We start from the raw sequence: 14,241 nt of genomic DNA on the forward strand, positions 1-14,241 counted from the left end.
GCGAATCCGGCGAAATGTGACAGATGGCCCAGGTCGTATGTGACGCAGTTCTCACGTGGAAGCGGGTGGGGCTACCGCTCTGCCCCCGGGGATGTGACCGGCGTCTCGAACGTGAGCGTCGCCTCGAAGGCCGCCCGGCGCGTGGCGCGGCGTAGCGCCCTGAGCACGGCGGGGCCGAGCGTCAGGGTGAGCACCACGGTCACCGCGGCCCGGCCGAGGTCCCATCCGAGTGAGGTGGCCAGGCAGTACGCGAGGAAGCGCGCCAGATTCCCGGCGAGCGTGCCGTCCGGGTCGAACGCGACGCTCGACGTCAGCGAGTCCATGAAGGGCCAGCCCGCCAGATTCATGATCGTGCCGTACCCGAAGGACGCCACGAACCCGTACGCGGCGAGCATCAGCAGCTCGCCGCGCCCGCGCACGCGGTCCGGACCCGGCAGCAGAGCGGCGCCCATCGTGAACCAGCCCATCGACAGCATCTGGAACGGCATCCACGGGCCGACGCCACCGGTCAGCAGGGCCGAGGCGAACATCGTCACGGCGCCCAGCACGAACCCGAATCCGGGTCCGAGCACACGGCCGCTGAGCACCATGAGGAAGAACATCGGCTCGATCCCCGCGGTCCCCGCGCCGATGGGCCGCAGCGCCGCGCCGGTGGCGGCGAGTACGCCCAGCATGGCCACCGCCTTGGGACCGAGCCCCGACTCCGAGACGGTCGCCGCGACGACCCCCACGAGCAGCACGAGCAGCGCCGCGAACAGCCAGGGCGCGTCCTGCGCATGCGCGCTGAGCCCCGAGCCGGCCTCGGCGAACAGGGGCCACCCGAAGGCGGCGATCCCCACGGCGCTGACGAGCGCGAGCGCACCCACCGAGCGGGGTCCCAGGCGGACGGCCCGGACGCCGCGCGCCGGACCCGTCATGCCAGCACCTCCCGAACCTGAGATACCGTCAGCCATCGCTGCGGAGACAGCACCTTGGTGACCTGGGGCGCGAAGGACGGCGACGACACGACGACGTCGGCGGTCGGGCCGTTCGCCACGATCTCCCCGTCGGCCAGGATGACGACCCGGTCGGCGAGCTCGGCCGCGAGTTCCACGTCGTGCGTGGCCAGCACGGTGGCGTGACCCTGGGCCGCGAGACCGCGCAGGACGGACACCAGGCGGGCCTTCGCCGCGTAGTCGAGACCGCGGGTCGGCTCGTCGAGGAGCAGCAGCGGCGGCCGGGCCGTGAGCACCAGGGCGAGGGCGAGTGCGAGCCGCTGCCCTTCCGAGAGGTCCCGTGGATGCGTGTCGTCCGCGATGCCGGGCAGCAGGTCGGACACCAGCGCGCGGCACGTACCCGGCGCCGCGCCCGCGTCGCCGTCGGCGGCCGCGCACTCGGCGGCCACGGTGTCGGCGTACAGCAGATCACGCGGCTCCTGCGGTACGAGGCCCACGCGCCGGACCAGCTCACGCGGCCCCGCGCGGTGCGGCACGAGGCCGCCGACCCGCACCGAGCCCGACGTGGGGGCGACCAGGCCGACCAGCGTGGACAGAAGGGTGGACTTCCCCGCGCCGTTACGGCCCATCAGCGCGACCGTCTCCCCGGGGACGGTGGAGAAGTCCACGTGGCGCAACGCCTCGACCCTGCCGCGCCGCACGCCCAGCCCCTCGACGATGGCGACGGGCTCGTTCTCGTACGGCACCGCGGGCACCGCAGGCGCGTCGTGCTTGCCGTGCCGGCGCCGCCAGGGTGCGAGCCGTGGGCGAGCCCGGCGCGGCTCCGGACCGGGCCGTCGCGGCTCCGGACCCGGCCGGGACGGCGACGCGGGGCGGGGGCGGTCCCCATCCGTACGGTCGAGGGACGGCAATGCGGGGCGGGGGTGGCTCCCTTCCGTGCGGCGGGAGCGGCCCCCGTCCGTACGGTCGGGGGACGGCTCCGGCCCGAGCCCCGCCAGCCGTTCCCGCAGCGCCCCGGCACGCCGCCGGGCGTCCCGCACCGTGAGCGGCAGGGGCGACCAGCCGGCGAGCCTCCCGAGGTCCACCACCGGCGGGTACACCGGTGAGACGGCCATCATCTCGGCGGGCGCACCGAGCACGGGCGCCACGCCCGGTTCGGGGAGCAGCAGGACCTGGTCCGCGTACTGCACGACCCGCTCCAGCCGGTGCTCGGCCATGAGCACGGTCGTGCCGAGATCGTGGACGAGCCGCTGGAGCACGGAGAGGACCTCCTCCGCCGCCGCGGGGTCGAGGGCGGACGTCGGCTCGTCGAGGACCAGCACCCGCGGATGCGGGGTGAGGACGGAGCCGATGGCCACGCGCTGCTGCTGCCCGCCGGACAGCGTGGCGATGGGCCGGTCGCGCAGATCGGCGAGCCCGAGCAGATCGAGCGTCTCCTCGACGCGTCGCCGCATCACGTCCGGCGGCAGCCCCAGCGACTCCATGCCGTATGCGAGTTCGTCCTCGACCGTGTCCGTCACGAAGTGGGAGAGCGGGTCCTGCCCGACGGTGCCGACGACGTCGGCGAGTTCGCGCGGCTTGTGGGTACGGGTGTCCCGGTCGGCCACGGTGACGCGGCCGCGCAGCGTGCCGCCCGTGAAGTGCGGCACAAGGCCGCTGACCGTCCCCAGCAGCGTCGACTTCCCGACCCCGGACGGGCCGACGACGAGCACCAATTCGCCCTCGGGAACGGTGAGGTCGACCCCGCGCACCGTGGTGGCGCAGGCGCCTTCGTACGTCACGGAGACATCCTCGAAACGGATCATGAGGGTTCCTTGGAGAGGTCGGACCGGCGGGGTGCGGCGGAGGGTTCCGAAGGGGCCTTGGCCGTGGGCCTGGCAGTGGACGTGGGCCTGGCCTTGGCCGTGGCCTCGGGCATGGCGGTGCCTGAGGTGCGCGGCGGAGGGGCGGGTGCCACGAGCGCCGGAAGCAGCCCCAGCAGCAGCACCGCCGCCGCGGGCAGCAGCGGCAGCGTGGGCGCGGACAGCGGTACGACGCCGGGGCGGAGGGCCGCGGGGTCGTACGAGGCGGAGACGATCAGCGCCGCCGCGACCGCCATCCCCGAGGCGGCGACCAGCCAGGACCGGGGGCCCCACACGTCCGGCCGGTACCGGGTGCGCACGGACCGGCGGCCGCCCAGCCGCAGTCCGGCCAGCGCGGCCACGAGCCCGGCGAGCAGCACGGGCAGGCCGTAGGCCGTGCCCTCCGCGGTGAGCAGCCCATACGTTCCGGCGCACACCCCGACGAGCCCGCCTAGGGTGAGCACGGCGGTGGTGCGCCGGACGGCGTCCGGGACCCGGGCGGTCCGCCCGTACCCGCGCGCGTCCATCGCCGCAGCCAGTGCCACCGAGCGCTCCAGCGCACCCTCCAGGACCGGCAGTCCGACCTGCAGCAGCCCCCGAAGGCCGGTGTCCGGCCGCCCGCGCAGCCGCCGCGCGGCCCGCAACCGCTGCACGTCCGCGATGAGATGCGGCGCGAACGTCAGCGCGACGACGACGGCGACACCCGCCTCGTACAGGGCACCGGGCAGTGACTTGAGCAGCCGTGCCGGATTGGCGAGGGCGTTGGCCGCGCCCACGCAGATCAGCAGCGTTGCCAGCTTCAACCCGTCGTACAGCGCGAAGACCAGGGCCTCGGCGGTCACCCGGCCGCCGACGCGCACGCCCTGCGCCCAGTCGGGCAGCGGGATCTCGGGCAGGCTGACGACGGTGTGCGTGCCGGGAATCGGCGATCCCAGGAACACCGCGAACACCAGCCGGATGCCGATCACCGCCAGCCCGAGCTTGACGAAGGCACCGTAGGAGCGCGCCCAGGGCGCCTCCGTCCGCCGTGCCGCGACGACGTACCCGGCGACCCCGATGAGGAGCGCGAGCAGCAACGGGTTCGAGGTCCGCGACGCGGCGGTCCCGAGCCCGAGCGCCCAGATCCACCAGGCACCGGGATGCAGGGCGTTGCTGCGGTTCGCCTGGGGGGCGAGCCTACGGCGGGGCGCGGCTGACGCCGGACTTGGCGGATCCGGGCGCTGTGCCGCGAGCCGCGGGTGGGGTCCTTCGCGTGGCGTGCGCTCGCCGGTGGTCATCGTCGTCGAGCCCCCGGTTCAGCCGCGGCGGCGGCGCGCCTGCCAGACGGCGGCGGCGCCGAGCAGGGCGACGGCTGCGAGGCCGGCAGCGAGCCCCAGCGACGGCCCGCTGTCGTCCCCCTCGGCACCGCCCGAGGCGGACGTGGACGTGGGATCCGCTGCCGGCGAGGTGGCGGGACGCTCACCGGAACCGGACGAGCCGGACGAGCGGGATGAGCCGGATGAGCCGGACGACACCTGCTCGCCGCACCCCGTCTGCGGATAGCCCGCGATGGCGCACAGCAGCGCGTTGCCGTCGTACCGCAGCGGCCCCGCGACGGCGGCGAGCGCGTCGGCGGTGGTCGCGTCCTCGGCGACGCGCGCGCAGGCGGTACGCGGCTTCGGCGGCGTCTCGCCGTCGGGCGCGTCATCGGACGTGCCGAAGTCGAGGACGAGCGCGACCCGCTTGGTGCCGTCCTTCGCCGGGGTGCCGGCGCAGATCGCCGCGAACCCGGCGTCCCCGCGCGGCTTCGTGGAGTCCTGCGAGTCCTCGCTCACCGCGAACCGGAAGCCCTGCACAGTCCCGTCCTCCGGGCGCAGGAACGACGGCCCCTGTGTGGCGTACGTCCATCCGCCGCCGTCCCGCTCCCAGAACGACCAGTAGCGGTAACCGACGGCCTGCGCGGGCCCGGCCGTGCCGAGCAGGCCGCCGAGCACGGCGAGCAGCAGACCGAGGACGCCGAGGCCGCGGAGGGGGAGGCGCCGCCGTATCGGGTACTGCCGTATCGGGTACTGCGGTGTCACAGCTGCTGCTGGTTCTTGTTGCGGCCGCTGAGCAGGAAGCCGATGCCGATACCGGCGACGAGGCCGACGCCGACGATCCAGTAGACGCCATACCCGGAGTTGACCTGCGTGGAGACGTCCTTGGCGCCCTTCTGCTGGGGCGTGTGCTGCGGGGCAGGACCCGTCTCGTTGAGCAGGGAGACCAAGTCCCCGCCGCCGAAGTCGTCCGCGGCGGTACCCGTGGCGTGGGCGGCGAAGATCAGCTGGGCGTAGGCGGCGGGGCCGTTCTGCTTCGCCCAGTCCGCGGAGTTCCGCTCCAGCCACTTCAGGGGCTTCTGGGCCTGCTCGGCGCCGCCCTGTGCGGCGAGTGCGACGACCGCGTCCGCCGTGTTGCCGTAGTCGGGCTGGTCCGCGGCTCCGGCGAGCGCGGACTTCAGGTAGCCGTCCTTCTCGACGGCGTGGGCGAGGTAGGAGGCGCCGTTGGCGGCGGCCTGCTCGGGGGTGAGCGTGCCGGAGTCGGTGCAGCTCTCAGCCTTCTTACTGGCCCCCGCCTCCCCGCCGGGCTTGGCCACGAGGCCCTTGCCCAGCGCTCCGATCACACCCGCGGCGGTCGCGTCCGCGTTGGCGGCCAGCTTGCCCTTCTTGTCCGGCTGGTAGGCGAAGGCACCCGCGCCGTCGCCGTCGCACGGCAGGGACAGCTTCAGCAGCGCGTCGTACGGCGACTTGCCGACCTTCACGACCTCGGCGGGCTTCTCACCCGCCGCCACAAGCGCCCCGACGACGACGGACGTCGAGTTCGCGTCGCTGGCCCCGCCCGCCGCGTACCCCCAGCCGCCGTCCTCGTTCTGCACGGACTTCAGCCAGGCGACGGCCTTGCCGGTCTCGGCGCCGTGCCCGCCGAGCGCGGCCAGGGCCTGGACGGCGGCGGCCGTGCTGTTGGTGTCGACCATGAGCTTGGCGTCGCACGCCTTGCCGGTGTCGGCGCGGTACGCGGCGAACGCCCCGTTCGCGCACTGCTGCCCGACGAGCCAGTCGACGGCCTTCGTGGCGGGCTTCACACCCACGGTGTCCTGCGCGAGCAGCGCGAGGGACTGCCGCCACACACCGTCGTACGTAGGGTCGGACGTGCCGTAGAGCCCGGAGGGAAGCGCGACGGACGGCGACGGGGACGCCTCGTCCGCGAGGGCGGCCGGAGCCGCGGCCGCGCCGATCGCGGCGACGGCTGCCAGTACCGCGGCGCTGCGGCGAACGTTCATGATCGGCGGGTGCCTCTCTCGTGTTGCTCGGTTCGCCTCCGGGGCGCAACAGCCCCTTCGGCTCTCCCTGCGGGGAGCCGGGCAGCACGGGCACACGCAGGCACCGGGCGGCTCCGGCTCCGTATGCCTCGACGGTGCCGGTCACCGGCTGCTGCCGGCGACAGGAGCCATGCACGTCCGCTCAGGGCATTCCGGCTCACCGCTCCCAGATGCACGGGGCGGCTCACGGCTGCGGGATCAGCGCCGGATTCGCACCGGCTTCCCCCTGCACAGCGTGGATGACCCGGTCACTTTACCGGTCGGTACGTGCTCGTCCCGAGACCCCTCCGCGCGAGCGCGCAGCGGAGGTCACACCGCCACATACGCCACCGGATCGCTCCCCGCCACCGCCTCCGCCCGCCCCAGCTTCACCAGGCGGCGCAGGTGGGCCTCCGCCTCCGATACCGCGATGGTGCGGGAGCCGTAGGGGATCTGGTTCCAGGGGCGGTTCCACTCCATGCGTTCGGCGAGCTGCCAGGGGGTGAGGGGGTGGGCGAGGTGGGTGAGGAGATCGGTGAGGCGGGCCTCGTGGTGGGTCAGCAGCTCGCGTACGCGGGACGCGGCGTCCGTGAAGGCGTGCTGGTGGGCGGGGAGGATCTCCGCCGCGCCCAGGCGGCCGACCCGCTCCAGCGAGTCGAGGTAGTCGCCCAGCGGGTCGGTGACGGTCGCGTCGTCGGGGTCCTCGTACAGGCCGATGTGCGGGGTGATCTCCGGGAGCAGGTGGTCGCCGGAGAAGAGGCGGCCGCGGCCGGGGAGGCCCGCCGGGTGGTTCTCCTCCAGGTGCAGGCAGACGTGGCCGGGGGTGTGGCCCGGTGTCCAGATCGCGCGGAGGCGGCGGCCGGGCAGGTCGAGGAGTTCGCCGGGGACGATGTCGTGGTCGGGTACGGCCGCGTCGAAGCCCGGCAGGGGGCGGGCCTTGCCCGACGTGAGCGCGGCCAGCAGCGGGGCCACGTGCTCCTCGGGCGCGCCGACCGCGGTGAGCCGGTCGGCCATGTACGCGTACCAGCGCTCGGGAGGGTTCTCCTGCGTGCGGCGTACGACGGAGGCGTCCGCCGCGTGCATGGCGATCCAGGCGCCGGACGCCTCGCGGACCCGGGCCGAGAGGCCGTGGTGGTCGGGGTGGTGGTGGGTGATGACGACCCCGTGGATCTCCGCGGCCGAGGTGCCGCATGCCGTCAGGCCGTCGGCGAGGGTGTCCCAGGAGGCAGGGTCGTCCCAGCCGGTGTCGATCAGCACCGGTCCACGGTCGGTGTCGAGGAGGTACACCAGGGTGTGGCCGAGTGGGTTGTCCGGGATGGGGACCTGGATGGACTGCACGCCGGCGCCGTGGTCGGTCACCCTTGTCATCGGATCCCCTTACGCATCGTCAGATACTCGTCGGCCGGGCAGCGTTGTCGTGTTGTCGCCCTCGCTTGTCCGCCCTCGCTCTCACTCTAGTAGAACCTGTTGCATTGGGCGCCGTGATTCGGCTCTGGTGCGGCTCCGCCAGCATTCGCTGGATGCCTGTGGACTCCATGGACTCCTCCCACTAGAACTGGTATCAGTTCTGAAACTGCGTCAGGAGACGTGATCGCCAGACGTGATCGCCAGACGTGATCGCCAGACGTGATCGCCACAGGATCGTCGCCCAGCCCCAGGAGGCAGTCGGCCATGACCGAGCTCGTGGAACACGGACAGCTGTTCATCGGCGGGGAGTTGACCGACCCCCTCGGCAAGGACGTCATCGAGGTGATCTCGCCGCACACCGAGGAGGTCATCGGCCGCGTGCCGCACGCCGCGCCCGCCGATGTCGACCGCGCGGTCGCCGCCGCGCGCACGGCCTTCGACGAGGGGCCCTGGCCGCGGATGACGCTCGACGAGCGGATCGATGTCGTCGGCCGGATCAAGGACGCCATCGCGGTGCGCCACGAGGAGATCGCCCGCGTCATCTCCTCCGAGAACGGCGCCCCGTACTCCTGGGGCGTCCTCGCGCAGGCGCTCGGCGCGATGATGGTGTGGGACGCCGCGATCACGGTCGCGCGCTCCTTCACGTACGAGGAGGAGCGGGACGGCGTCCTCGGGAAGATCCTCGTGCGGCGCGAGCCCGTGGGCGTCGTGGCGGCCGTGGTGCCGTGGAACGTCCCGCAGTTCACGGCCGCCGCCAAGCTGGCGCCCGCGCTGCTCGCCGGCTGCACCGCCGTCCTCAAGCCGTCGCCCGAGTCCCCCCTCGACGCGTACATCCTCGCCGACATCGTCAAGGAGGCCGGGCTGCCGGACGGCGTGCTGTCGATCCTCCCGGCGGACCGCGAGGTGAGCGAGTACCTGGTCGGCCACCCCGGCATCGACAAGGTGTCCTTCACGGGGTCCGTCGCCGGGGGCAAACGCGTCATGGAGGTGGCCTCCCGCAACCTCACGCGCGTGACGCTGGAGCTTGGCGGCAAGTCGGCGGCCGTGGTCCTGCCGGACGCCGACCTCGACACGACCGTGCAGGGCATCGTCCCGGCCGCCTGGATGAACAACGGCCAGGCCTGCGTCGCCCAGACCCGCATCCTCGTACCCCGCTCCGGCTACGACGAGTTCGCCGACGCCTTCGCCGCCGCGGCGAGCGCCCTCGTGGTCGGCGACCCGCTCGACCCGGCCACCCAGGTCGGCCCGCTCGTCGCCCGGCGCCAGCAGCAGCGCAACCTCGACTACATCCGCATCGGGCAGGAGGAGGGCGCCAAGGTCCTTACGGGGGGCGGGCGTCCGGCAGGCATGGAGCGCGGCTGGTACGTCGAGCCCACACTCTTCGGCGACGTCGACAACTCCATGCGGATCGCCCGCGAGGAGATCTTCGGCCCGGTCGTCTGCCTGCTCCCGTACGGCGACGAGACCGAGGCCGTGAAGATCGCCAACGACTCCGACTACGGCCTGAGCGGCAGCGTCTGGACGGCGGACGTGGCCCACGGCATCGACGTCGCCCGCCGGGTCCGCACCGGCACCTACTCCGTCAACACCTTCAGCCTCGACATGCTGGGCCCCTTCGGCGGCTACAAGAATTCCGGGCTCGGGCGCGAGTTCGGGCCCGAGGGGTACGGCGAGTACCTGGAGCACAAGATGATCCACCTGCCCGCCGGGTACGAGTCGCCTGCCACCGCCGCCACTGCCGCTGCGGACGAGGGGGCGGAAGCCTGATGGGCGATCGCTGGCACGTGGAGGTCGACCGTTCCCTCTGCATCGGCGCCGCGATGTGCACCAACCACGCCCCGGACCGCTTCCGCCTCGACTCCGCCCGCCAGTCACACGCCGTCGACCCGGACACGGACGCGAACGAGCAGGTGCTCGCCGCCGCGGAGGGCTGCCCGGTGGAGGCGATCACGATCACGCTCAACGGGTCCGGGGAACCGGTCTTCCCGCCCGAGCAGTAGCCGAGGCCGGAGGGCCGCAGGAGCAGCTGAGGCCAGAGGAGTAGCGAGGCCGGAGGGGTAGCTGAGGCCGGAGGAGTAGCTGACGCGCCCGAAGAGCAGCTGACGAGTAGCCGCGGTCACTTCTGTGGCGCGGTGATGTCGATCAGTCGGCACACCGTCTCAATGTCGATCTTGACCTGGGCGATCGAGGCGCGGCCGGAGAGCCAGGTGATGAGCGCCGAGTGCCAGGTGTGGCCGATGACCCGGACCGCCGAGAGCTGGTCGGGGGTCGGGTCGTCGATGCCCATGGCGTCGAGGATGATCGCCGTCGTCTGACGCGAGACCTGGTCGACCTCGGGGCTGACGCTGCGGTCGGCGAACGTCAGGGCGCGCACCATGGCGTCCGCGAGGTGCGGCTCGCGCTGGAGCGCGCGGAAGGCGCGCATCAGGGTCTCGGCGACCCGCTCGGCGGGCGACTCGCCGGACGGCGGGCGCTTGCGCAGCGTCGTGTGCATGTGCTGCAGCTGGTCCTGCATGGTGGCGACCAGCAGATGGATCTTCGACGGGAAGTACCGGTAGAGCGTGCCCAGCGCGACCTGCGAGGACTCGGCCACCTCGCGCATCTGCACCGCGTCGAAACCGCCCCTGCTGGCCAGTTGCGCACTGGCGTGCAGGATCCGGCGGCGGCGCGCCTCCTGACGTTCGGTGAGCGGAGGGGTCGCCGAGTGCGCGATCTTGACTTCCGCAGGCATAGGTCCCGTTCCATGACGTTCAGCTGCAAGAGCGAGGAAGAACACGGAAAAGCGATGACACAGCATGGCAGGGCGCGCGCACAGCGCGTGCAGGCCGTGGTGCGAATCACCTGATCCGCCGCTCACAGCGCCGCTACCTGCCGGTAGATTCAGTGGTCCTTGAGCGATCAAGTCTGAAACTTGTTCTAGATTACCGCCCACGCGTAGTCTCGCGTGAAAGTGTCGTGAGAAGGGGGTCCGGAGTGACCGCTGAGGCCATGGGGGCAGGCTCTCGTGCGGGCTCCGCCGATTTCGCCAGTGACCGGCCGCTGCGCATCGCACTTCTCACCTACAAAGGGAATCCGTTCTGCGGAGGCCAGGGCGTCTACGTACGGCACCTCTCGCGCGAACTCGTACGGCTCGGCCACCAGGTCGAGGTGATCGGCGCCCAGCCCTACCCCGTGCTCGACGAGGGCGAGGGGCTCGAGGGACTCACACTCACCGAGCTGCCCAGCCTCGACCTGTACCGGCAGCCCGACCCCTTCCGTACGCCCAAGCGCGACGAGTACCGCGACTGGATCGACGCCCTCGAGGTCGGCACGATGTGGACCGGCGGCTTCCCGGAGCCGCTGACCTTCTCGCTGCGCGCCCGGCGCCACCTGCGCGCGCGACGCGGCGAGTTCGACGTCGTCCACGACAACCAGACCCTCGGATACGGCCTGTTGGGCGGCGTATCGGCGCTCGGTGCCCCGCTCGTCACCACCATCCACCACCCCATCACCGTCGACCGGCAGCTCGAACTCGACGCGGCGGAGGACTGGAAGCGCCGCGCCTCCGTCCGCCGCTGGTACGCCTTCACGCGCATGCAGAAGCGCGTCGCGCGGCGCCTGCCGTCGGTGCTCACCGTCTCCGGTACGTCGCGTCAGGAGATCGTCGACCACCTCGGAGTGCGCGAGGACCGTATCCACGTCGTGCACATCGGGGCCGACACCGACTTGTTCTCGCCCGACCCTTCCGTGGCCGAGGTGCCGGGGCGGATCGTGACGACCTCCAGCGCGGACGTACCGCTCAAGGGGCTCGTCTACCTGATCGAGGCACTGGCGAAGCTGCGGACCGAGAACCCCGCCGCGCACCTCGTCGTCGTCGGCAAGCGCGCCGAGGACGGGCCGGTGGCCCAGGCCATCGAGCGGTACGGGCTCGAAGGCGCCGTCGAGTTCGTCAAGGGCATCACGGACGCCGAGCTCGTCGACCTGGTGCGGTCCGCCCAGGTCGCCTGCGTCCCCTCCCTGTACGAGGGGTTCTCGCTGCCCGCCGCGGAGGCCATGGCGACGGGGACGCCCCTCGTCGCGACGACGGGCGGAGCCATCCCGGAGGTCGCCGGGGCCGACGGCGAGACGTGCCTCGCGGTGCCGCCCGGCGACGCCGGGGCGCTGGCCGCTGGGCTCAGCCGGCTCCTGGGCGACCCCGAGCTCCGGGTACGGCTGGGCTCCGCCGGGCGGGAGCGGGTGCTGCGGAAGTTCACGTGGGCGCAGGCTGCTCGCGGTACCGCGGAGCGGTACCGCGAGGCGATCGCCCGCGCCGGCCGCTCCGCGGCCGCCCCGGCCACGGGGCGCTCCGCGCCCTGGGGCCTCGGCCGCTCCGCAGGCCGGGATACCAGGCGCTCCGCGCCCACCAGCCTCAGCCGCTCCGCGGCCCTCGTGGACAGCGACCCCACAAGCACCGCCTCCACAGACGCCGCCCCCACCCCCACCCCCGACCGCGAAAGCAGGGCCACGTGCTGACCGTCGACTTCTCCCGGTTCCCGCTCGCCCCGGGCGACCGCGTGCTGGACCTCGGATGCGGTGCCGGACGGCATGCCTTCGAGTGCTACCGGCGCGGCGCGCAGGTCGTGGCGCTCGACCAGAACGGTGAGGAGATCCGCGAGGTCGCCAAGTGGTTCGCGGCGATGAAGGAGGCGGGCGAGGCCCCGGCGGGCGCCACGGCCACCGCCATGGAGGGCGACGCCCTCGCGCTGCCCTTCCCCGACGAGTCCTTCGACGTCGTGATCATCTCCGAGGTCATGGAGCACATCCCCGACGACAAGGGCGTGCTCGCCGAGATGGTGCGGGTGCTGAAGCCGGGCGGCCGTATCGCCGTCACCGTGCCCCGGTACGGTCCCGAGAAGGTGTGCTGGGCCCTCAGCGACGCGTACCACGAGGTCGAGGGCGGCCACATCCGCATCTACAAGGCGGACGAGCTGCTCGCCAAGATGCGCGAGGCCGGTCTCAAGCCCTACGGCACCCACCACGCCCATGCCCTGCACTCGCCGTACTGGTGGCTGAAGTGCGCGTTCGGGGTCGACAACGACAAGGCGCTGCCCGTGCGCGCGTACCACAAGCTGCTGGTCTGGGACATCATGAAGAAGCCGCTGGTCACGCGGGTCGCGGAGCAGCTGCTGAACCCGGTCGTCGGCAAGAGCTTCGTCGCGTACGCCACCAAGCCGCACCTCCCGGAGGCCGCGGCGGCCGAGGACACCCGCGTGGCGGCCGGGGCGGCCCAGGCGTGACGAGCCCCGAGAGGACCGAACACCTCGTCCTGCCCGGCGTCCTCACCGCCCGGCAGGCCGCCGCCACCGTCCGGGCCCTCCTCGCGGTCCAGCGCGAGGACGGTGCCATCCCGTGGTTCCGCGGGCACCATCTCGACCCGTGGGACCACACCGAGGCGGCGATGGCCCTGGACGCGGCCGGTGAGCACGAGGCGGCCGCCCGCGCGTACGAGTGGCTGGCGCGGCACCAGAACCCGGACGGCTCCTGGTACGCCGCCTACGCCGACGGCGACCCGGACGCCGTCACCGACCGCGGCAGCGAGACCAACTTCTGCGCGTACATCGCCGTGGGCGTCTGGCACCACTACCTCGCCACCGGCGACGACACCTTCCTGGACCGCATGTGGCCCACGGTCCGCGCAGCCGTCGAGTTCGTGCTGGAGCTGCAGCAGCCCGGCGGCCAGATCGGCTGGAAGCGGGAGGCGGACGGCACGCCCGTCACGGACGCGTTGCTCACGGGCTGCTCCTCCGTCCACCACGCGCTGCGCTGCGCGCTCGCCATCGCCGAGCAGCGCGAGGAGCCGCAGCCGGACTGGGAGCTCGCGGTCGGGGCGCTCCGCCATGCGATACGCCGCCACCCCGAGCGGTTCCTCGACAAGGACCGCTACTCGATGGACTGGTACTACCCGGTCCTCGGCGGAGCCCTCACCGGCGCCGAGGCCAAGTCCCGTATCGAGGAGGGCTGGGAGCGCTTCGTCGTCCCCGGACTCGGCGTACGCTGCGTCGTCCCCAACCCCTGGGTGACCGGCGGCGAATCGGCCGAACTCGCCCTGGCGCTCTGGGCGACGGGCGAGTCCGACCGGGCCCTGGAGATCCTGCAGTCCATCCAGCACCTGCGCGACCCGGAGTCGGGCCTGTACTGGACGGGCTACGTCTTCGACGACGGGGTGATCTGGCCCGAGGAGCTGACGACCTGGACGGCCGGTTCCGTGCTGCTCGCCGTCGCGGCCCTCGGCGGCGACGAGGCGACCTGCGCGGTGTTCGGCGGGGAGCGCCTGCCGACGGGCCTGGACCCGGACTGCTGCGCATAGCGGCCACAGCGCATAGCGGCCGCAGCGCAGAGCGGCCGCTGCACGCAGCGAGTGCTGTACGCAGCGGCCCGCTGTCGTCAGTCTCGGTGTAGCCGGTTGGCGATCCCGTGCCCGGCGACGAGGTACACGACCGCCGCCAGGCCGTAGCCCGCGACGACGCGCGCCCACTCCGCGTCGAACGTGAACAGGTCGTGGGACCAGCCCGCCAGCCAGCGGGCGGCCTCATGGACGAACTGCACGAGGTCGTTCGCGCGGTTCGCGTCCAGCAGGTACATCAGGATCCACAGGCCGAGGATGACGGCCGCGATGTCGGCGACGGTCGCGATGACCGTACCCGCCTGCTTGGTGCCGTTCGGATATCGAGGCGACATACCTCTGGGATTGCCGCTTGTGGGGTCGCGAAACCCCGTGCGCCGGACC

At 72.8% G+C, this 14,241-nt stretch carries 13 protein-coding genes and 1 riboswitch; of the genes, 5 read left to right on the top strand and 8 right to left on the bottom strand.

The features are described 5' to 3' along the window. Positions 1-71 precede the first annotated feature (71 nt). The 6 genes from STSP_RS18415 to STSP_RS18440 all read right to left on the bottom strand — a co-directional run bounded on the left by STSP_RS18415 (position 72) and on the right by STSP_RS18440 (position 7,457). A complete protein-coding gene (locus tag STSP_RS18415) occupies positions 72-917 on the bottom strand; it encodes an ECF transporter S component (protein ID WP_067279081.1) in 846 nt (281 codons plus the stop codon). After that, a complete protein-coding gene (locus tag STSP_RS18420; RefSeq protein WP_067279083.1) occupies positions 914-2,740 on the bottom strand; it encodes an ABC transporter ATP-binding protein in 1,827 nt (608 codons plus the stop codon). The genes STSP_RS18415 and STSP_RS18420 overlap by 4 nt, the downstream gene beginning before the upstream one ends. Then, positions 2,737-4,053, bottom strand: a complete 1,317-nt coding sequence (locus tag STSP_RS18425; RefSeq protein WP_078067293.1) for an energy-coupling factor transporter transmembrane component T — start codon at positions 4,051-4,053, stop codon at positions 2,737-2,739. Before STSP_RS18425 ends, STSP_RS18420 begins: the two co-directional genes overlap by 4 nt. Positions 4,054-4,071: 18 nt before the next feature. Then, positions 4,072-4,836: an SCO2322 family protein gene (locus STSP_RS18430; RefSeq protein WP_408646323.1), complete on the bottom strand. Its 765-nt coding sequence runs from the start codon at positions 4,834-4,836 to the stop codon at positions 4,072-4,074. Beyond that, positions 4,833-6,071 (bottom strand): prenyltransferase/squalene oxidase repeat-containing protein, encoded by a 1,239-nt coding sequence (locus tag STSP_RS18435; protein WP_067279085.1) that lies wholly within the window; start codon positions 6,069-6,071, stop codon positions 4,833-4,835. The genes STSP_RS18430 and STSP_RS18435 overlap by 4 nt, the downstream gene beginning before the upstream one ends. A gap of 184 nt (positions 6,072-6,255) precedes the next feature. Beyond that, a riboswitch (cobalamin riboswitch) is annotated at positions 6,256-6,336 on the bottom strand. A gap of 83 nt (positions 6,337-6,419) precedes the next feature. Beyond that, positions 6,420-7,457, bottom strand: a complete 1,038-nt coding sequence (locus STSP_RS18440) for an MBL fold metallo-hydrolase (RefSeq protein ID WP_067279088.1) — start codon at positions 7,455-7,457, stop codon at positions 6,420-6,422. 303 nt (positions 7,458-7,760) lie between these two features. Here STSP_RS18440 and STSP_RS18445 point away from each other — a divergent pair, with 303 nt between their 5' ends. Together STSP_RS18445 and STSP_RS18450 are read left to right on the top strand one after the other, a co-directional pair. After that, positions 7,761-9,263, top strand: coding sequence for an aldehyde dehydrogenase (locus tag STSP_RS18445; RefSeq protein ID WP_067279091.1), 1,503 nt, complete (start codon positions 7,761-7,763; stop codon positions 9,261-9,263). Beyond that, positions 9,263-9,496, top strand: a complete 234-nt coding sequence (locus STSP_RS18450) for a ferredoxin (RefSeq protein ID WP_067279094.1) — start codon at positions 9,263-9,265, stop codon at positions 9,494-9,496. The genes STSP_RS18445 and STSP_RS18450 overlap by 1 nt, the downstream gene beginning before the upstream one ends. A gap of 116 nt (positions 9,497-9,612) precedes the next feature. Here STSP_RS18450 and STSP_RS18455 read toward each other — a convergent pair whose 3' ends face one another. Further along, positions 9,613-10,227 (bottom strand): TetR family transcriptional regulator, encoded by a 615-nt coding sequence (locus STSP_RS18455; protein WP_067279097.1) that lies wholly within the window; start codon positions 10,225-10,227, stop codon positions 9,613-9,615. A gap of 242 nt (positions 10,228-10,469) precedes the next feature. Between STSP_RS18455 and STSP_RS18460 the strand changes: the two genes are divergently transcribed. The 3 genes from STSP_RS18460 to STSP_RS18470 are packed head-to-tail and all read left to right on the top strand — an operon-like array spanning position 10,470 to position 13,821. Continuing rightward, positions 10,470-11,987 (top strand): glycosyltransferase family 4 protein, encoded by a 1,518-nt coding sequence (locus STSP_RS18460; RefSeq protein ID WP_067279100.1) that lies wholly within the window; start codon positions 10,470-10,472, stop codon positions 11,985-11,987. Next, on the top strand, positions 11,981-12,751 hold the full coding sequence (locus STSP_RS18465; protein ID WP_067279103.1) for a class I SAM-dependent methyltransferase: 771 nt from the start codon (positions 11,981-11,983) through the stop codon (positions 12,749-12,751). Before STSP_RS18460 ends, STSP_RS18465 begins: the two co-directional genes overlap by 7 nt. Further along, positions 12,748-13,821, top strand: a complete 1,074-nt coding sequence (locus STSP_RS18470) for a prenyltransferase/squalene oxidase repeat-containing protein (RefSeq protein ID WP_067279105.1) — start codon at positions 12,748-12,750, stop codon at positions 13,819-13,821. Before STSP_RS18465 ends, STSP_RS18470 begins: the two co-directional genes overlap by 4 nt. 77 nt (positions 13,822-13,898) lie before the next feature. On the opposite strand, the gene STSP_RS18475 is transcribed toward STSP_RS18470, so the two are convergent. After that, entirely contained in the window at positions 13,899-14,192 is a 294-nt protein-coding gene (locus STSP_RS18475; protein ID WP_067279107.1) for a hypothetical protein, read from the bottom strand. Positions 14,193-14,241 lie beyond the last annotated feature (49 nt).

Origin of the sequence: Streptomyces jeddahensis (genome assembly GCF_001642995.1) — a bacterium.
Lineage (GTDB): Bacteria > Actinomycetota > Actinomycetes > Streptomycetales > Streptomycetaceae > Streptomyces > Streptomyces jeddahensis.

Excerpts from the sequence above, each read along its gene's own strand:
- STSP_RS18450 (WP_067279094.1), top strand. The coding sequence starts at position 9,263 with ATGGGCGATCGCTGGCACGTGGAGGTCGACCGTTCCCTCTGCATCGGC.
- STSP_RS18445 (WP_067279091.1), top strand. The coding sequence starts at position 7,761 with ATGACCGAGCTCGTGGAACACGGACAGCTGTTCATCGGCGGGGAGTTG.
- STSP_RS18475 (WP_067279107.1), bottom strand. The coding sequence starts at position 14,192 with ATGTCGCCTCGATATCCGAACGGCACCAAGCAGGCGGGTACGGTCATC.
- STSP_RS18435 (WP_067279085.1), bottom strand. The coding sequence starts at position 6,071 with ATGAACGTTCGCCGCAGCGCCGCGGTACTGGCAGCCGTCGCCGCGATC.
- STSP_RS18420 (WP_067279083.1), bottom strand. The coding sequence starts at position 2,740 with ATGATCCGTTTCGAGGATGTCTCCGTGACGTACGAAGGCGCCTGCGCC.
- STSP_RS18440 (WP_067279088.1), bottom strand. The coding sequence starts at position 7,457 with ATGACAAGGGTGACCGACCACGGCGCCGGCGTGCAGTCCATCCAGGTC.
- STSP_RS18415 (WP_067279081.1), bottom strand. The coding sequence starts at position 917 with ATGACGGGTCCGGCGCGCGGCGTCCGGGCCGTCCGCCTGGGACCCCGC.
- STSP_RS18455 (WP_067279097.1), bottom strand. The coding sequence starts at position 10,227 with ATGCCTGCGGAAGTCAAGATCGCGCACTCGGCGACCCCTCCGCTCACC.
- STSP_RS18425 (WP_078067293.1), bottom strand. The coding sequence starts at position 4,053 with ATGACCACCGGCGAGCGCACGCCACGCGAAGGACCCCACCCGCGGCTC.